The organism is Actinocorallia aurea (assembly GCF_054783995.1).
In genome coordinates, this window is sequence record NZ_BAAGPQ010000014.1 from 258,267 (window position 1) to 275,633 (window position 17,367).

The following is a 17,367-nucleotide window of genomic DNA, read 5'->3' on the forward strand; positions in this document are numbered from 1 at the left end:
GGGGGGGGGGGGGGGGGGGGGGGGGGGGGGGGGAGCCGAGAAGGTCGGCGGGGAGGCGTTCGGAGGGGGACGCGGTGTCCGGGGCGGACGGTCGCGGGGCGTCGGTGGAGAAGGCGAGGGGTGCGTCTGCGGGGGAGGTGAAGGGAGGGCGGGTGTCGGGGGTGATGGGGGGAAGGTCGGTGGTGGTCTCGTCGGAGACGGGAGTGGCGCCGAAGAGGCGGATGCGGGACGCGCGGGGGTCGGCCGAGTCCTGGACGGATCCTGAAATGTCGGCCTGAGTGGGCGGGGTCGCGGGGGCGTCGTCGGCGGGGGTGCGGGGGCCGAGCGCCTCGAAGAGGCCGTCGGGGGAAGCAGAGCCGTTCACGGCGCGCGGCGGGCCGGCGGACGCCGGGCCGAGGCCGTAGCGGATCTCGGCGTCGGGCAGCGGCGACGCGTGGCGTCCGAGGCCGGCGTCGCGGCGTGCGGACTCCGCGCCCGGAATGTCGGAGAAGGCCGCGGGCGGGAGCGTGCGGGTCGGGTCGGCGGCGGCGATGCCGCGCGGCTCACGCCCGGACGGCAGCGCGGGCGTGCCCGAACCGAGCACGAACGGCCGGGGGTCGCCCTCGGTGAGCTGGCGCAGCAGCCACGACGGCAGCAGCGCCTGGATGGACAGGCCCGCGTCGACCGCGAGCCACCAGCGCGGCTCGGGCCAGGCGGCGGCGACGTCGGTGAGCTTCAACCGCAGGTGGTGGCGGAACCCCGGGCCGAGCCGCGCGCGCATGGCCTCGGGCGAGGTGTAGACGAGCACGTGGGTGCGGTCGTCGAGTTCCTGGGTCGGCCAGGTCGGCTGGACGGCTTCAGCGAGCACATGCCCGGCCGTCTCGGGTGCGAGCGGGACGACCACCTCGGCGTCGGCGAGCAACCGGAAGTACCGCTCCGGATCGCCGAGCGCACCGGCCAGGCGCGTCTCCAGCTCGGTGGCGGGCTGCCATTCGTCGGCCACGTTATGCAACTCCTCAGACGTCCTGCGGACCCCCTTACGCTACCGGAGTGTGCGGCGCTGCTCCTCGCTGTCCGGGGGGCTGCGGGACCGGCGCGCGGAGCTCGGCGGGAGCCTCGCGGCGGAGATCCGTTTAGGGAATCATGTGGGCGTTCTCAAACATTTCGCACAAGGGGGTCGCATGCTTCGCGGGGTCTTGGCCGTCGTGCTGGTCACGGTGGCGGCGGTACCGGGCTGCTCGGTCGTCGAGGGGGCGTTCGGCAACCGCACCGAGGTGTGCGAGGAGACGCAGACCGCGGTGGAGGGGCTCGAGGCGCAGTTGAAGGGACTGCCGCCCAACGACAACGCCGCCTGGGCGAAGGCCGCGACGGACTTCGCGGGGACGCTCGACGGACTCGCCAAGAAGTCCGACGACAAGGAGCTCAGCGGGGTGCTCGGCACGCTCGCCGCCTCCTGGCGTGAAGCGGGTCCGGCGCTCGCCGACAAGGGCGACACCGCTCGGCTGAGCGCGCTCGTGCGCGACCAGCCCGAAAAGATCGGCGCGGCCTGCGGCAAGTGACGCGGGCGCGCACACGCGGACGGCCGCGGCGTTCACCGCCGCGGCCGTCCGCGCATCATGGCTCCGCGTTCCCGCCGTCCTCGGGTACCGGGCCGGGCTCCACGACGGGGTCGTCGGCCCCGTCGTCGCCGCCGTCCACGGCTCCGTCATCGGCGCCGTCGTCCTCGCCGGTGCCCGGATCGGCACCCGGGTCGGTCTGGCCGGGATCGTCCGGGTTCTCGCCGGTCGGTTCGCCGGTGCCCTCGTCCTCGGTCGGGGTGCCGGTGCCGCCGCCGCCGGGGCCCGTCGGGGTCGTGTCGGGGTTGTATTGGTACTGCGGGGTGTAATCGTAGGTGACGGGGTCGGGGAAGTCCTTGACCTCCATCCCCTGGGTGGCCGTCTCCATGTACTGCCGCCAGATCATCGCGGGGAGCACACCGCCGTACGCCGAGTACGGGGACAGGTCGAGGGACTTCGACATGTCCTTGCTCTGGAAGATGCCGACGGACGTCGACAGCTGCGGGATGTAGCCGTTGAACCAGACCGCGGCACCGCCGTCGGTGGTGCCGGTCTTGCCCGCGGCGTCGCGGTCGTACAGGTTCGCGGCGGTGCCGGTGCCGCTGCTGACGACCTGCTCCATCGCGTAGGTCGCGTCGGCCGCGGTGTCCTTGCTCATCACGCGGACACCCTCGTTCTGCACCTTGCGCTCGACGCCCTTGCGGCCGGTGATCGACTTGATGACGTGCGGCTTGTACCAGACGCCCTCGTTCGCGAAGGCCGCGTACGCGCCCGCCTGCTGGGCGGGGCTGACGTCGGAGACACCGAGCGGGAACGTCGGCGCGGTGTTCGCGCCGTTCGCGGTGAGCTGCGACTCGGGGATGCCGAGGCTCTCGGCCATCTTCGCCACCTTGTCCAGGCCCACCTCCTCGCCGAGCCGCACGTAGGCGGTGTTCGCCGAGTCCCGGGTCATCTGCACGAGGTTGAGGTAGCCGTAGCTGTGGCCCGAGGAGTTCTTGATGGACGAGCCGTTGACGACGAGGGGCGCCGCGCCGCTGTAGGTGTCCGACAGCCGGACGCCGGACTCCAGCGCGGCGGCCAGCACGAACGGCTTGAAGCCCGAGCCGGCCTGCGCCTTGAGGCCGAACGAGCTGCTCATCGCCTCCTTGAGGTAGTCGCGCCCGCCGTACATGGCGACGACCTCGCCGTTGGTCGGGTCGACGGAGGTGAGGCCGACGCGCTGCGCCTTCGGCATGTCCGCCGGGGCGTTGTCGGTGACTGCCTTGACGGCGGCGTCCATCAGCGGCTTGCGGAAGGTGGTGACGATGCGCAGGCCGCCCAGGGCGAGGTCCTCGTCGTTGATGCCGCGCTCCTCGCGCAGCTCCTTCTTCGCGACGTTGACCATGTAGCCGACCTGGCCCTTGTAGATGTTCTTCTGCTGCTCCTTGACGGGCGTCGGGAACTTCAGGGCGTCGGCCTCGGCCTGGGTGAGGTCGCCGGCCTTGACCATGCCGCTCACCACGTACCGCCAGCGCTCCTCGACGGCCGCGCGGTTGTCCTTGGTGACCTTGCTGAAGGGGGTGGGCTGCTGTATCGCCGCGGCGAGGAAGGCGCTCTGCGCGGGATCGAGGTCCTTGGCGTCGACCTTGAAGTAGGACTGGGCGGCGGCCTGGATGCCGTAGCTCTGCCTGCCGAAGTAGATGGTGTTGAGGTACCGCTGCATGATCCAGTCCTTGTCCTTGGACTGGCTCACCTTCAGCGACACCATCACCTCCTTCAGCTTCCGGAAGATCGACCGCTCCTGACTGAGGCCGCTGTAGTAGTTGCGGACCATCTGCTGGGTGATGGTCGAGCCGCCCTGCACCTGCTTGCCGGTGACGGTCGACCAGAGCGCGCGGAACGTTCCGGAGAAGGAGACGCCCGGGTCGCTCTGGAAGCTGCGGTTCTCGGCGGAGATGACGGCCTGCTGGACGGGCAGGGAGATCTCCGAGAGGTCGACGGGGCGCCGGTTGGTGCCCTCCTCGACGAGGACGGTCTTGCCGTCGGAGTAGTAGAAGACGTTGAGCTGCTCGCGGGCGCTGAACTGCTGGGTCTCGGGCACCGGGGTGAGCGTGTAGGCGATCGCGAACGCGATCACGCCGAGGCCGAGCAGGACCAGGACGCTCCAACTGACCCGCCGCACCCATCTGCCGCGCTTGCGGGGGAGACCGGGCTGGGGGGAGGCGGCGGAGGAGGAGGGCGGGCCGGGGTCGGAGGGACCGTCGTCGCCCGAGCCGGCGAGGGAGGCGAGGGCCGCGGTCGGGAACGCGGTGTCGATGCGGGTGACCTCGGCGGGGTCGACCCGGGTGACGTCCGCGGGGTCGTCGGGTTCCGCGGAAGGGGCGTCGTCGAGGAAGGGGGCGTAGAGGTCGTCGTCTTCCAGGGGGGAGAAGGCTCGGGTCGGCTCTTCGGTCTCGTGCGGCTCGGCCGGCTCGGGGGCCTCGGCCAGAGCCGCCTCGTTCGCGGGCGCATCGTCGGCTTCGGGCTCGTCGTCGAGGAAGGGGGTGTAGGCGGCGGTCGGCTCTTCCTCGGCCGCGGCCTTCTCCTGCGCGGGCTCCTCGTGCGACTCGTCCGCTTCGTCCGGCACCGGCAGGTCCTCGCCCGGCCCGTCGGCCTTCGCCTCTGCCGCGTCGGCCTCGGCCGTGCCGTTCTCGGCCGCGTCTCCGACCTCTCCGGGGGACTCGGCCGGATCGTCCGCTCCGGCGATCTCGGCAGCCTCTACGGGCTCAGGAGATTCGCCTTCCCCCTGCGCCTCAGTGCGCGCGTCGTCGCCATACTCGCTCACCATGCCCCCGTTACCCTTTCGTTACGGCAAGACGATACCGGAATGACGGTCCCATCACGCTGCCCGTCCTGTGGACAACTACAGGAGGGGCGGCGCGGCGAGAGCCGTCCGCGGGAATGCCGAGGCGGCCGGCCCCTGCCCCGGGGCCGGCCGCCCGTCACGTTCAGGCCGCGCCGAGAACGTCCACGACGAACACCAGCGTGTCGCCCTTCTCGATGCCCGCGTCCTTGTTCCCGTCGGCGTAGCCGTCCTCGGACGGGATCACCAGCAGGAGCCGGCTGCCGACGTTGACGCCGACCAGCGCCTTGTCCCAGCCGGCGATGACGCTGCCGTTGCCGATCGGGAAGTTGGCGGGAGAGCCGTTGGTCCAGCTGGAGTCGAACTCCTTGCCGGTGCGCCAGACCTTGCCCGCGTAGTTGGTGACGAGCGTCTGGCCCTTCTGGGTGACCGGTCCGGTGCCCTGGATCAGCGTCTTGACGACGAGTTCCTTCGGCGGGTCGGTCTTCGGGATCTCGACGGTCGGGGCGTCGCCGATCTTCTCGGCCGCGGTGACCTTGGGCAGGCTGTCGTCGTCCAGGTCGGTCTGCTCGCCGGTGATCTCGTACTGCTTGCTGACGACGTCGAGGACGAACACGACGTTGTCGCCCTTGGCCAGGTCGGTCTCGGCGGCGGTGTCGCCCAGCTCGGAGACCGGGATCGTCAGCAGGTAGCGGTCGCCGATCTTGGCGGTCTTGATCGCGTCGTCCAGGCGCTTGAAGCCGCTGCCCTCGCCGCCGACGGGAAGGGTCGTCGCGCTTCCGTCGGTGTAGCTGCTGGACTTCTCCTCGTGCTTCTCCTCGCCGGTCCACTGGTAGGTCTCGAAGTGGACGAAGGCGGTGTCGCCCTCTTTCAGCGCGTCGCCCGAGCCGGAGATCAGTTTCTGGGTCGTGCCCTTGGCGTACGGCGCCACTTCCGGCCAGGCGATCTTCGGGTCCTTGCCGAACGCGCCGCTGACGGTGAAGTCCTGCTCGGGCCGGGTCAGCGCCCAGGCCCCGCCGCCGACGCCCGCCACCACCGCGAGGACGAGGACGCCGATGCCGGTCTGCTTGATCCGCCGCTTGCGCAGCTCGGCCTTGTTGGCCGGACGCTTCAGCGACCCCTTGCCGCGGTTGATGCCGTGCGGGGTGAAGCTGGTCCGGCTGATGTCCCGGGCGTCCGGCAGCTTCACGCTGGGGGTCTTGTCACTGTCCGACATGGTCCTCAGATCTTCCGGTCGACGACGTCAGGCGAGGGGGGCGGCCCACACTCTGTCAGGCCCGTCCTAAGGACGGAGTGAAATCACCTCAAAATACCGGCAGGAGGGCCTTGCCCCCGCCGGTCGCTTCACACCCTCCCACGGGTGACCGCGGCCGTCTTCCCCCTGTGGGCGCTCATCCGGACCGTGTCAGGGATGAATCGGGCGGAAACCTGCTGTTGGTTGCGGCCCGCGTGCCCTAAACTCGCTTCCCAAAAACCAGCGCCCATAGCTCAGCTGGATAGAGCAACGGACTTCTAATCCGTCGGCCGGGGGTTCGAATCCCTCTGGGCGCGCTTTTCTCAGGCCCGTCGTGGCTGTCGATCTGTCACGGCGGGCCTTTGCATGGGCACCGTCATGTCCGAAAACCGCCGGTCAAGGGTCCGCCGATCACGCAGACTGGAGGGGTGGCGCAGACGGATGAGGCCCGCTACCAGGCGGTTTGCGGGCGAGACGGCAGATTCGACGGCGAGTTCTTCACCGGCGTGAGGACGACCGGTGTCTACTGCCGTCCGAGTTGCCCCGCGACCACGCCGAAGTTCGAGAACGTCGGCTTCTATCCGACGGCGGCGGCCGCCCAGGCCGCTGGCTTCCGCGCGTGCAAGCGGTGCCGGCCGGACGCGGTGCCCGGATCGGCGGCCTGGCAGATCCGCGCGGACGTGGTGGCGCGGGCGATGCGGCTGATCGGGGACGGCACGGTCGACAGGGAAGGCGTCCCGGGGCTCGCGGCCCGGCTCGGGTACAGCCCCCGGCAGCTCCAGCGGCAGCTCGTGGCCGAGGTCGGGGCCGGGCCGCTGGCCTTGGCCCGCGCCCAGCGCGCGCACACGGCCCGCATCCTCCTCCAGACGACAACGCTGAGTGTGACCGAGGTCGCCTTCGCGGCGGGCTTCGCCAGCGTGCGGCAGTTCAACGACACGATCCGCGCGGTCTACGCGGTGACGCCGAGCGCCTTGCGGGAGTCCGGGCGCCACGCCCTTACCGCGGCGGCCTCCGGCATCCCCCTGAGGCTCGCCTATCGGGGGAGATACGCGGCGGGCCCTGTGTTCTCGTTCCTGGCGGTGCGTGCGATCCCCGGGATCGAGGAGGTCACGGGCGAGCCGGGCAGGCGCTCCTACCGCCGGACCCTGGCCCTGCCCGGAGGTCCCGCCCTCGTCACCGTCCTGGAGCCCCGCAAGGAGACGGGCTGGCTCGACTGCACCGTGATGCTCGCCGATCTGCGCGACCTGTCTTCGGCGACGCAGCGGGTGCGGAGGCTGTTCGACCTGGACGCCGACCCCTATGCCGTCGCCGAGAGCTTCGCGGGCGACCCGCTCCTCGGGCCCCGGCTGTCGGAGGTCCCCGGCCTGCGCTCTCCCGGCGCCGCCGACGCCGACGAGCTGGCGTTCCGCGCCGTGCTCGGCCAGCAGGTCAGCGTGGCGGCGGCCAGGACGCTGGGCGGAAGGCTCGTCTCCGCCTACGGGACGCCTCTGGAAGCCCCTTCTGGCACGCTCACCCATCTGTTCCCCGCCTCCGCGGCGCTGGCCGAGGCGTCCATGGACGAGCTCGGCATGCCGGGCTCCCGCCGGGCGGCCCTGCGCGCGCTGGGCGCGGCTCTCGCGTCGCGGCAGGTCGAGCTCGATCCCGGGGCGGACCGCACCGAGGCCGAGAAGTCGCTGCTCGCGGTGCACGGCATCGGGGCCTGGACGGCCGCCTACATTCGCATGCGTGCCCTCGGCGACCCCGACGTGCTCCCGCCCGGCGACGTCGTCCTGCGCCGCGCCCTGGCCGCCGCGGGGGCCGACCCGACGTCCTGGGCCCCGTGGCGGAGCTACGCGACCCACCTCCTGTGGCACCCCGCCACAGCCAACCGAAGGAAGAGCTCATGACGGTCCACACGAAGGTCGCGAGCCCGATCGGCGAGATGCTGCTCGTCGGAGAGGCCACCGACGAGGGTGTGGCGCTGGCCTCGCTGACGCTCCAGGAGCACCGCTGGACCCCCGCGGAGCCCGGGTCCCGCGACGACGGCCCGTTCCGCGCCCTCCGCGACCAGCTCGACGCCTATTTCGCGGGGGAGCTCAAGGACTTCTCTTACACGCCGGTTCTTTGCGGCACGCCTTTCCAACGGCAGGTCTGGGCCGCTCTGGACGCCCTGCCTTACGGCGTCACGACCACCTACGGGCGCCTGAACGCGGGGCTCGGCGGGTCTCCCGCGAGGGCGCGGGCGGTGGGCGTGGCGATCGGCGCGAATCCGCTGTCGATCCTGCGTCCCTGCCACCGGGTGGTCGGGGCGAACGGATCGCTGACGGGCTATGCGGGAGGGCTCACGGCCAAGCGCGCGCTCCTGACTCTGGAGGGCGTTCTCTTGTAACGCCGCCCGCCCGCGCCCCGGATTGGGTATCACTCTCCGTAACCGAATGGAGAGGGGGCTGCGATGCGGGTGCTCGTCGCGGGGGCGTCAGGGGTCATCGGCGGGCGGCTGGTGCCGCTGCTGGCCGGGGCGGGCCACGAGGTGTTCGCGCTGTCGCGCACGCCCGTGCCGGACCAGGGGCCCGCGGTCTGGCCGCTCGCGGTCGACGCGCTGGAGGCCGACGAGTTGCGCAAGGCGGTCCGGGAGTCGCGGCCGGACGCGGTGGTGAACCTCCTCACCGCGATCCCGCCCGTGCTCGATCCGCGCCGGATGGAACGCGCGTTCGCCCAGACGAACCGGCTGCGCACCGAGGCGACCAGAACGCTCCTGGAGGCCGCCCGCGAGGCCGGGACGTCCCGGATCGTCGGCGAAGGCGTCGCGTTCGCCTACGACCCCGACGGCTCCGGCCCGGCCGACGAGGACGCGCCGCTCTGGCACGACCCGCCGAAGCAGTTCGCGACGACCCTGCGCGCCCTGGTGGAGATGGAGGCCCTCACCCACGCCGCCGACGGGCTCGTCCTGAGGTTCGGCCACCTGTACGGCCCGGGCACGGGGTTCGGCCCGGAGGGATGGATCACCGCGCAGGTCAGGGAGCGGAGGATCCCCCTCGTGGGGGAGGGCACCGCGGTCTTCTCCTTCGTGCACGCGGACGACGCGGCCCGGGCCGTCGCCGCCGCGCTCACCACGTCGGTGACGGGCTCCCTGAACGTCGTCGACGACGACCCGTCACCGGTGTCCGAGTGGCTGCCCGCCTTGGCGGGTCTCCTGCGCGCCGAGCCTCCGCACCGCGTGCCCACGCCCGTCGCACGTCTCGTCACGGGTGCGTGGGGTGTGGCGTTCTTCACCCGGTTGAGGGGCGCCGCCAATACGCGCGCCAAGCACGAGCTGCCGTGGCAGCCGCACTACGCCTCGTGGAGGGACGGCTTCGAGGCCGAGCTGGCGGCGGGCGGTTCCTGAGCCCGCCACTCTTCGGCGAGCAGGGCGTAGCCGTAGGAGTCGAGGAGCTCTCCGGAGGAGTGCAGGGAGTCCTGGCGCGCGTGCTGCTCGCGGCGCATCCCGAGCTTCTCCATGAGCCGCCAGGACGGTTCGTTGCCGGTGAAGCAGACCGCGGTGACACGGTGCAGGGACAGGTCCTCGAAGGCGATCCGCAGGAGTTCGCGGGCCGCTTCGGAGGCGTAGCCGTGCCCTTGGGCGGCGGGGGAGAGGCACCAGCCGACCTCCGCCTGGCCGAGCGGCTCCCGCGGGGCGGGGAGCTGCGCCCACACCTCGCCGAGGCGCAGCATGAGGTCGCCGATGATCTCCCCGTCCCGCTCGATGACGAGGAGGCCGGAGAGGCGCTCGGGGTCGCTGTACTTCTCCGCGAAGGCGGCGAAGTCGTTGTCGCCGCCCGAGAGCCACCACCGGATGGACTCCAGGTGCCGGTAGCCGTCCCAGAGGGGGCGGGTGTCGGCGGGGACGGCGCGGCGGATCAGGAGCCGCGAGGTGGTCACGGGCCAGGTGAGGTCGTCGAGGGAGGGCGCCATGGAAGTCATGTTTACCTTGTTCGTGACCATTCGCGGCGGTCAGGAGAAGATCACGCCGGGATTGAGCAGTCCGGCCGGGTCCAGCGCGGCCTTGACGGCCCGCAGCGCGGCGATCTCGGCCGGGGTGCGGGTGAGGCCCAGGTAGGCGGCCTTGGCGCGGCCCACGCCGTGCTCGGCGCTGATCGTGCCGCCCAGTTCGGCCACCCGGGCGAGGACGGCCGGGGACGGGTCCGCGCTACCGCCCAGGAGGTTGACGTGCACGTTCGCCTCCGCGAGGTGCCCGAACAGGACGGGGACGGAGTCTCCGGCGAGGCGCGGGACGTCGGCGAGGAAGCCGGGCAGGGCGGCCAGCGGGACGCCCACGTCGAGTTTGTGGGCCGGTCCCGAGGCCCGGATGGCCTCGGCGTGCGCCTCCCGGTAGGTCCACAGGCGGTGCCGGTCGGAAGGGTCGGCGGCCACTACGGTCTCGGGGGCGTCGATGTCGGCGAGCGCCTCGTGCAGTTCGTCGGACGGGTCCTGCAAGGCGGCGCACTCGGCCAGGACGTAGAAGGCGTGCTGCTCCCGGGTCGGCGAAGGCAGCCCGGTGTGGCGGCGCACCAGGGCGAGGCCCTCGGGGAGGAAGAACTCGGCGGACTCCAGGGAGTCGACGGCGCGGAGCCGTTCCAGGGCCGCCAGGGCCGCTTCGGCGCTGGGGAGGCCGAGCAGGGCGGTCGCCTTGCTCGTCAGATGGGGCACCAGGCGCAGGCGGGCCGCCGTGATGATCCCGAGGGTGCCCTCGCTGGCCGCGAACGGGAGGTCGAATCCGGTGTTGTCCTTGGGGAGCCCGTCCAGGCGAGAGACGATCGACCCGTCCGCGAGGACGGCCTCCAGCCCGACGACGCTCGCCTTGGTGGTGCCGTGGCGGAGCACCCGTTCACCGCCCGCGTTGGTGGCGATCATGCCGCCGATCGTCGCGGAGTCGCGGGGGGTGAGGTCCACGCCGAAGTCCAGGCCCGCGGCCCGCGCGTGCCGCTGGAGGTCGGCGAGGACGACGCCGGCCCCCGCCGTCACCTGCCGGGCCGCCTTGTCGACGGGTCCCAGCGTGTTCAGCCGCCGCAGCGAGACGACGACCTCGCCCCGCATCGGGACGCCGCCGCCGACGAGTCCGGTGTTCCCGCCCTGCGGGACCACCGGCACGCCCTCCCCGGCGCAGATGCGCATGACCTCGGCGACCTCGGCCGTGGAGCCGGGCCGCACGACGAGGCGGGCGTGGCCCCGCCACCTACCGGTGAAGTCCTCGGCGTACCCGGCCATGACGGACGGATCGGTCACCACCTGGGTCACTCGGGAGATGCGGTCCGCGAACATGCCCCCGATTGTCGTGCATTACGGTCGTGGCTTGTGGTGAGGACGGACATGAGAGCGCGAGCGGCGGGCCTGCTGCTCGGCGCGGGGCTCGACGCGCTGCTCGGCGACCCCCGGCGCGGGCACCCCGTGGCCGGGTTCGGCAGGGCCGCGGCGGCGCTGGAGAAGGCGATCTACCGGGACGGCAAAGCGCGGGGCGCGCTCTTCACCGGGATCAGCGCGGGCGCCGTGCTCGGCGCGGCGGTCCTGGCGGAGCGGGCCGGGCGGAACCGCCCCGTGGTCCGTTGCCTGACGACGGCGGCCACCACCTGGACCGTCCTGGGCGGCACCTCCCTGGGCCGCGAAGGCGAGATCATGGCCCGGCACCTGGAGGGCGGCCACCTGGGCGCGGCCCGCCTGCGCCTGTCGCACCTGTGCGCCAGGGACCCTTCCGGCCTCGACGGCCCGGCCCTCGCCCGCGCGACGGTCGAGTCCCTCGCCGAGAACACCGGCGACGCCGTGGTGTCCCCGCTCTTCTGGGGGGCCGTCGCGGGCGTTCCGGGGCTCGCCGCCTACCGCGCGGTGAACACGCTCGACGCGATGGTCGGCTACCGCAGCGCCCGGTACGCGAATTTCGGTTGGGCCTCGGCGAAGCTGGACGACGTCCTCAACTGGCTCCCCGCGCGCCTCACCGGGACGCTGACGGTCTTCGCGGCCCCGGCCGTCGCCCCGGCCCGGGGCGGCCGTCTGCGCGCCGTGCGCGAGGCGTGGCGGACCCTGCGCCGCGACGGCGCGCGGCACCCCAGCCCGAACGCGGGGCGCTGCGAGGCGGCCGCGGCGGGCGCGCTCGGCGTGCGGCTCGGCGGCGCCAACACCTACGCGGGCGAGGTCGAGACCCGGCCCGCGCTCGGCGACGGCAGGGAGCCCGAGATCGCCGACATCCGGCGGGCGGTGCGGCTGACGAAGGCGGTCTCGGTGTCCGCGGTCGCGGTCAGCGCCGCGCTGGCGCTCGCGCTCGGCCGGCGCCGGTGAGCGCGCCGCCGCGCGGCGCCCTGCTGGTCGCGGGCACCACCTCCGACGCGGGCAAGAGCGTCGTCGTCGCCGGGATCTGCCGCTGGCTGGCCCGGCGCGGGGTGCGGGTCGCGCCGTTCAAGGCGCAGAACATGTCGCTGAACTCGATGGTCACCGCCGACGGCGCGGAGATCGGCCGGGCGCAGGTCATGCAGGCCCAGGCCGCGGGCATCGAGCCGACCGCGCACCTGAACCCGATCCTGCTCAAGCCCGGCAGCGACCGGCGGAGCCAGGTCGTCGTACGGGGCCGTCCGATCGCCGACGTGGACGCGCTGGAGTACTACGCGTTCAAGGACCGCCTCAGAGAGGTCGCGCTGGAGAGCTACCGCTCCTTGCGCGACGAGTACGACGTCGTCATCTGCGAGGGGGCGGGCAGCCCCGCCGAGATCAACCTCCGCAGGGGCGACATCGCGAACATGGGCCTGGCCAGAGCCGCCGATCTGCCCGTCCTCGTCGTGGGCGACATCGACAGGGGCGGCGTCTTCGCCGCGCTTTACGGGACAGTCGGGCTGCTGGAGCCCGCCGACCAGGCGCTCGTCTCCGGGTTCGTCATCAACAAGTTCCGGGGCGCGCGCGAACTCCTCCAGCCCGGAATCGACCAGATCACGGCCCTCACCGGACGCCCCACCCTCGGCGTCCTGCCCTGGCTGGACGGCCTGTGGATCGACGTCGAGGACTCCCTCGGACTCGACGCGGCAAGGCCCGCCACGGGCACCCCGTACGGCGAGGAGTCTTTGCGGGTCGCCGTGCTGCGCTTCCCGCGCATCTCCAACTTCACCGACCTCGACGCCCTGTCCTGCGAGCCCGGAGTGTCCGTCCGCTTCGTGACAGGCCCGGGGGAACTCGCCGACGCCGACCTCATCGTCCTGCCCGGCAGCCGCGCCACCGTCGCGGACCTGGCCTGGCTGCGCGACCGCGGCTTCGCCGAGGTCCTCGCCGCGACGGACAAGCCGGTCCTCGGCGTCTGCGGGGGCTACCAGATGCTCGCCCGCGCCATCGAGGACGACGTGGAGTCCCGCCAGGGGAGCGTCGAAGGACTGGGCCTGCTCCCGACCACCGTCCGGTTCGAGAAGGACAAGGTCCTCGCCCGGCCGGAGGGCGAGCACTACGGCCATCCGGTGCGCGCCTACGAGATCCACCACGGCCGCGTCACGATCCACGGAGGCACCCCCTTCCTGGACGGGTGCAGGCAGGGACGCGTCTTCGGCACCACCTGGCACGGCGCCTTGGAGAACGACGCCTTCCGCCGCGCCTTCCTCGCCGAGGCGGCCGAACTGGCGGGCCGCCGTTTCGCGCCCGCGCCCGGCACGTCCTTCGCGGCCCTGCGCGAGGCCCAGCTCGACGCGCTCGCCGACCTCGTGGCCGACCACATGGACGGGGCCGCCCTCGACGCCCTCATCACCTCCGGAGCCCCCGCCGGGCTGCCCTTGCTTCCGCCGGGCGGCGCCCCCCACCAGCCGCTACCCTGAGCGCGAATCTCCAGCCGAAAAGGAACCCCCGATGACCGATCCGTATGACCTGATCGTCCCGATCCCGGGGGCACGGGTCCCGGTGGACGTCCGGCTGGACTTCCCTCCGCTCCCCGAGGACACCCCTGTCCGGGAGCCCTTCGCGGTCGGCATGTACCTGTCCTATGGCGTCGACCTGCCTCCGGGCGACGACGGCAGGCCCCGGGTCGAGCCGCTCACCCCGCGCCGCATCGCCGAGCGCGGCCTGCGCGCCGAACTGCTGCGCGAGCGCGCCGCGGGCAACCTGCGCGCGCGCCGCCCCGAACTCGCGCTCAACTGGTTCCCCGACGTGCGCGCGGTGACCGTCACCGTCGGCGGCGACCTGGAGGCCGGGCTGCTGCTCGACGGGGCGTTCCTCGACAAGCTCGCCGGAGAGGTCGACGGCGACCTCGTCGTCGGGGTCCCGGCCCGCGACGTCTTCACCGCCACGGGCTCCCGCGACGCCCAGGGCCTGGCCAAGCTCCGCTGGGTCGCCGACCGGGTGTGGGCCCGCGGCGACCACCTGCTGTCGCGCAGCCTCCTGCTCAGGACCGCGGAGGGCTGGGTTCCGCTGCCGGGCTGAGCGCCAGCGCCCGCAGTCCGGCGCGGAACAGGCCGAGGTCGCCGTCGCCGAAGACCGCGCGCTGGAGCATGAACCCGTGGATGAGCGCCACGAGCATCCGCACCACCGCGGGCGGCCGCACCTCGCGGGTGATCATCCCGGCGCGCTGGTACAGCTCGACGTACCACAGGAGCGCGCGGGCGAGCCCGGTGTAGGACGTGTCGGGCCGCTCGCGGCGCACCGAGGCCCGCACGATCGCGCCCCACACGCGCAGCGCCAGCAGCGGGAACCCGTCCTCGACGTGCGGGAACACCGCGACGGGGCTGGGCAGCGGGCCGAACGCGGCGGCGAAGGCGGCGGCCACCTCGCGCGCGGTCTCGGCGGCGAACCGCTCGATCACCTCGTCGGCCCCGGCTTCCGCGCACGGCCCTCGCTGCGTCGCGGGCGGGGGAGACGTGGTGTCGCTGCGGCTCTCGCGGGACATGCGGGTAGGTTTCCATACCGGTGGGTAGCGCGCACTAAAGTGCAGGTCGACAACACGTAGACTGCCGGAAAAGCGGAGCGGAGGAGAACCCGTGCCGTGTGGCCTGTGCGGGGACATCATCCCGCTCGAGGTGGTCCGCTGCCCGGCGTGCGGCGCCTGGTCGCGCCGCCGGGACTTCCGGGCCCTCGGCATCGGCCTGTTCATGCTGCTGGGGTTCAACGCCTTCCTCGCCATGGGCTCCTCGGTGAGCCTCCTGCGCCTCGCCTCGGAACTCGACGGGACGACGTCCCTGTCCTACGACCCGGGATCGGCCTCCCTCACCCTGGCCGGCTACCGCGACGTCTTCGTCGTCTCGCTGTTCCTCGCCGTCGTCACCGGCGTGCTCTTCCTCGCCTGGCTGTGGCAGGCGCACGGGCAGACCCTCAGCCCGGTGCGGACCCGCCGCCTGTGGACGGTCGGCTCCTGGTTCGTCCCGCTGGCCAACCTGTGGCTGCCGCCCCGCCTCGTCCTGGAGGTGTGGCTGGCCAGCGGCAGGTACGCGCTGCCGCGCAGGCACGGGGCGAGCGTGGTGGTGATGGCCTGGTGGTCGAACCTGCTCGCCGCGATAGGCCTCGCCCAGCTCTTCCCGTCGCTGGACGCCGCGACCCTCCACGACGCCGAGTTCGCCGTCCAGATCGGCACCGCCGCCGCGGCCACGCTGGGCCTCGCGGCGACGCTGGCGATGGCGGTCGTCTTCCACGTGACGCTGCTCCAGCTCCGGGTGCCGCCCGCCCCGGCCGTCCCGCGGGAGTGAGCGCTCAGCGCCAGACGCGGGACAGGGTCCACTCGTCGGTCTCCGGCGTGTGCCGCAGCTCGTAGACGCCGCTCTCGCGATCCGGGGACGCCTCGACCCGCCAGAACCGCCGCTCCGCGGGATCGGCGGACTCCGGATGCTGCTCGCGCCACCAGTCCCGGCTGACGATCCAGTGCTCAAGGATCCGGCGGACGACGAAGAGCCTGTCGCGCCACACGAAGCGGCGGGGCAGGCCGTCCGGCCCGGTCCACACGGTGACCGGCTCGCTCAACTGGCTCATCGTTCGAAAACTCTATCGAATGCGGGCGGGGATCGCCAAGCGGGCGGACACCGTCCGCCGCAGGTCGGGCCCCGGTCGGGACGGATTCCGGCCATGCTCGTGCCGTTCGACCCGGCGCCGATCGGTCCCGCGCGCCCTTACCATGACGGCGGTCGGAGGTTGCGCGAGGAGGGAGCTGCCGTGGCGGCGGTGACGGTGCCCGGAGGTCTCCGGGAGCTGAAGAAGCACCGGACGAGGCTCGCCCTCGTCGACGCCGCGCTCGACCTGTTCCTGAGCCGGGGCTACGAGAAGACGACGATCGACGAGATCGTCGCGGCGGTCCCGGTCTCCCAGCGGACGTTCTTTCGCTACTTCGCCGCCAAGGAGGACGTCATCCTCGGCGTCGTCGCCGACTTCGACGCCCGGACGATGGAGGCGGTCCGCGCCAGACCGGCGTGCGAGGGCCCCGTCGGGGCGCTGCGCGGGGCGCTGCGGGAGGTGCTGCGCCCCGCCGTGTGCGGCGAGACCGCCGAGCTGGAGCGGATGCGAAGGCTGCGCCAGGTGCTGGAGACCAACCCCGCGCTCATCGCCGCCCAGCACGCCCGCCACCAGGTCACCGCCCGGCTGCTCTCCGCCGAGCTCGCCTCCCGGCTGGGCCTGGAGAACGGGGTGTGCGGCCCGGTCGACCTGCGGCCCCGGCTGCTGGCCTCGATGTTCTACGCGGCGGTGCGGGTCGGTTTCGAGGACTGCGCCTGCCGCGAGATCTTCGATCCCGCCCAGGTCGTCGCGCGGGTGGAGGAGGCGGTGGACGAGGCCCTCGGTGGCCTCAGGGAAGATTGGGTGGGCGGCTCGGGTTGCTCCGGGCACGGCATTACCTGACGTCACTCCTGGAGGAACGATGCGCGCGATCGTCGTCGCCGAGCACGGCGGACCCGAGGCCCTTGTCGAGCGGGAGGTCCCCGTCCCGGTGCCGGGGCCGCGCGAGGTGCTGATCCGGGTGGCGGCGGCGGGCGTGAACTACATCGACACCTACTACCGCACCGGCCACTACCGCAGGGACCTTCCGTTCACGATCGGCGAGGAGGCGGCGGGGACGGTCGAGGCGGTCGGCGCGGAGGTCGCCGACTTCGAGATCGGCGACCCGGTCGTCACGTCCTCGGCGATCGGCGGCTACGCCGAGTTCGCGCTCGCCGACACCGACCGCACGGTGCCCGTGCCCGACGGCGTGACGCCGGAGCAGGCCGCCGCGGCGCTGCTCCAGGGCATGACGGCGCACTACCTCACCCACGACACGTTCCCGATCGGCGAGGGCGACACCGCGCTGCTGCACGCCGCGTCGGGCGGGGTCGGGCTGCTGGTCGCCCAGTTCGTCAAGCTGCGCGGCGGTCGGCTCATCGGCACGGTGTCGACACCGGAGAAGGAGAAGCTCGCCCGTGACGCGGGCGCCGACGAGGTCATCGGCTACGCGGACTTCCCAGCGCGCGTACGCGAACTGACGGACGGGCGGGGCGTCGACGTCGTCTACGACGGCGTCGGCAAGGACACCTTCGACGGCAGCCTCGCCTCGCTGCGCCCGCGCGGCCTGCTCGCGCTGTTCGGCGCGGCCAGCGGCGCGGTCACCGGCCTGGACACCGGGCGGCTGGCGAGCGCCGGCTCGGTCTTCCTCACCCGGCCGACCCTCGTGCACTACACGCTGACGGTCCAGGAACTGCGGGAGCGGGCGGCGGCGGTGTTCGGCCACGTGGCCGCGGGCACCCTCGACGTCCGCATCGGCCGGACATATCCCCTGTCCGATGCCCGAATCGCCCATGAAGATCTCGAAGGTCGGCGTACTACCGGTAAGTTGCTCCTCGTCCCCTGAGCCGACC

The 17,367-nt window shown here is 72.8% G+C and carries 16 protein-coding genes, 1 tRNA gene and 1 pseudogene; 11 read left to right on the plus strand and 7 right to left on the minus strand.

Annotated elements, in window-relative coordinates; translation table 11 throughout:
• Positions 1–982: pseudogene (locus ACYVOM_RS18990) on the minus strand (hypothetical protein); the annotation flags it as partial.
• Between the two features lie 178 nt (positions 983–1,160).
• Here ACYVOM_RS18990 and ACYVOM_RS18995 point away from each other — a divergent pair.
• On the plus strand, positions 1,161–1,538 hold the full coding sequence (locus tag ACYVOM_RS18995) for a hypothetical protein (protein WP_460304745.1): 378 nt from the start codon (positions 1,161–1,163) through the stop codon (positions 1,536–1,538).
• 55 nt (positions 1,539–1,593) lie between these two features.
• Here ACYVOM_RS18995 and ACYVOM_RS19000 read toward each other — a convergent pair whose 3' ends face one another.
• Together ACYVOM_RS19000 and ACYVOM_RS19005 are read right to left on the minus strand one after the other, a co-directional pair.
• The gene (locus ACYVOM_RS19000; RefSeq protein WP_460304746.1) at positions 1,594–4,341 is read right to left on the minus strand and encodes a transglycosylase domain-containing protein; all 2,748 of its coding nucleotides are present in this window, start codon (positions 4,339–4,341) and stop codon (positions 1,594–1,596) included.
• A gap of 160 nt (positions 4,342–4,501) precedes the next feature.
• Positions 4,502–5,572, minus strand: a complete 1,071-nt coding sequence (locus ACYVOM_RS19005; protein ID WP_460304747.1) for an FKBP-type peptidyl-prolyl cis-trans isomerase — start codon at positions 5,570–5,572, stop codon at positions 4,502–4,504.
• Between the two features lie 261 nt (positions 5,573–5,833).
• Here ACYVOM_RS19005 and ACYVOM_RS19010 point away from each other — a divergent pair.
• From ACYVOM_RS19010 to ACYVOM_RS19025, 4 genes are all read left to right on the plus strand, one after another.
• Positions 5,834–5,907 (plus strand) — tRNA-Arg (locus ACYVOM_RS19010).
• 111 nt (positions 5,908–6,018) lie between these two features.
• Positions 6,019–7,476 carry an AlkA N-terminal domain-containing protein gene (locus tag ACYVOM_RS19015; RefSeq protein ID WP_460304748.1) on the plus strand — a complete coding sequence of 486 codons (1,458 nt, stop codon included), beginning with the start codon at positions 6,019–6,021 and terminating at the stop codon, positions 7,474–7,476.
• On the plus strand, positions 7,473–7,958 hold the full coding sequence (locus ACYVOM_RS19020; protein ID WP_460304749.1) for a methylated-DNA--[protein]-cysteine S-methyltransferase: 486 nt from the start codon (positions 7,473–7,475) through the stop codon (positions 7,956–7,958). The genes ACYVOM_RS19015 and ACYVOM_RS19020 overlap by 4 nt, the downstream gene beginning before the upstream one ends.
• Positions 7,959–8,021: 63 nt before the next feature.
• The gene (locus ACYVOM_RS19025) at positions 8,022–8,954 is read left to right on the plus strand and encodes an NAD-dependent epimerase/dehydratase family protein (RefSeq protein ID WP_460304750.1); all 933 of its coding nucleotides are present in this window, start codon (positions 8,022–8,024) and stop codon (positions 8,952–8,954) included.
• Here the strand turns inward: ACYVOM_RS19025 and ACYVOM_RS19030 are convergent.
• Entirely contained in the window at positions 8,900–9,520 is a 621-nt protein-coding gene (locus tag ACYVOM_RS19030) for a GNAT family N-acetyltransferase (protein WP_460304751.1), read from the minus strand. The two genes, ACYVOM_RS19025 and ACYVOM_RS19030, sit on opposite strands and share 55 nt — an antisense overlap.
• 39 nt (positions 9,521–9,559) lie before the next feature.
• Entirely contained in the window at positions 9,560–10,867 is a 1,308-nt protein-coding gene (locus ACYVOM_RS19035; RefSeq protein WP_460304752.1) for an FAD-binding oxidoreductase, read from the minus strand.
• Positions 10,868–10,915: 48 nt separating this feature from the next.
• On the opposite strand from ACYVOM_RS19035, the gene ACYVOM_RS19040 reads away from it, so the two are divergent.
• The 3 genes from ACYVOM_RS19040 to ACYVOM_RS19050 are packed head-to-tail and all read left to right on the plus strand — an operon-like array spanning position 10,916 to position 13,984.
• A complete protein-coding gene (locus ACYVOM_RS19040) occupies positions 10,916–11,875 on the plus strand; it encodes a cobalamin biosynthesis protein (protein WP_460304753.1) in 960 nt (319 codons plus the stop codon).
• Entirely contained in the window at positions 11,872–13,383 is a 1,512-nt protein-coding gene (locus tag ACYVOM_RS19045) for a cobyric acid synthase (RefSeq protein WP_460304754.1), read from the plus strand. Before ACYVOM_RS19040 ends, ACYVOM_RS19045 begins: the two co-directional genes overlap by 4 nt.
• A 31-nt stretch (positions 13,384–13,414) precedes the next feature.
• Entirely contained in the window at positions 13,415–13,984 is a 570-nt protein-coding gene (locus ACYVOM_RS19050) for a DUF1444 domain-containing protein (protein ID WP_460304755.1), read from the plus strand.
• Here ACYVOM_RS19050 and ACYVOM_RS19055 read toward each other — a convergent pair.
• Positions 13,947–14,447 (minus strand): hypothetical protein, encoded by a 501-nt coding sequence (locus ACYVOM_RS19055; RefSeq protein WP_460304756.1) that lies wholly within the window; start codon positions 14,445–14,447, stop codon positions 13,947–13,949. The two genes, ACYVOM_RS19050 and ACYVOM_RS19055, sit on opposite strands and share 38 nt — an antisense overlap.
• Before the next feature lie 91 nt (positions 14,448–14,538).
• On the opposite strand from ACYVOM_RS19055, the gene ACYVOM_RS19060 reads away from it, so the two are divergent.
• On the plus strand, positions 14,539–15,240 hold the full coding sequence (locus ACYVOM_RS19060) for a DUF4328 domain-containing protein (protein WP_460304757.1): 702 nt from the start codon (positions 14,539–14,541) through the stop codon (positions 15,238–15,240).
• Positions 15,241–15,244: 4 nt separating this feature from the next.
• Here ACYVOM_RS19060 and ACYVOM_RS19065 read toward each other — a convergent pair whose 3' ends face one another.
• Positions 15,245–15,520, minus strand: coding sequence for a DUF6504 family protein (locus ACYVOM_RS19065; protein ID WP_460304758.1), 276 nt, complete (start codon positions 15,518–15,520; stop codon positions 15,245–15,247).
• A gap of 180 nt (positions 15,521–15,700) precedes the next feature.
• On the opposite strand from ACYVOM_RS19065, the gene ACYVOM_RS19070 reads away from it, so the two are divergent.
• Together ACYVOM_RS19070 and ACYVOM_RS19075 are read left to right on the plus strand one after the other, a co-directional pair.
• On the plus strand, positions 15,701–16,378 hold the full coding sequence (locus ACYVOM_RS19070) for a TetR family transcriptional regulator (RefSeq protein ID WP_460304759.1): 678 nt from the start codon (positions 15,701–15,703) through the stop codon (positions 16,376–16,378).
• A gap of 19 nt (positions 16,379–16,397) precedes the next feature.
• Positions 16,398–17,360 (plus strand): quinone oxidoreductase family protein, encoded by a 963-nt coding sequence (locus ACYVOM_RS19075; protein ID WP_460304760.1) that lies wholly within the window; start codon positions 16,398–16,400, stop codon positions 17,358–17,360.
• Positions 17,361–17,367 lie beyond the last annotated feature (7 nt).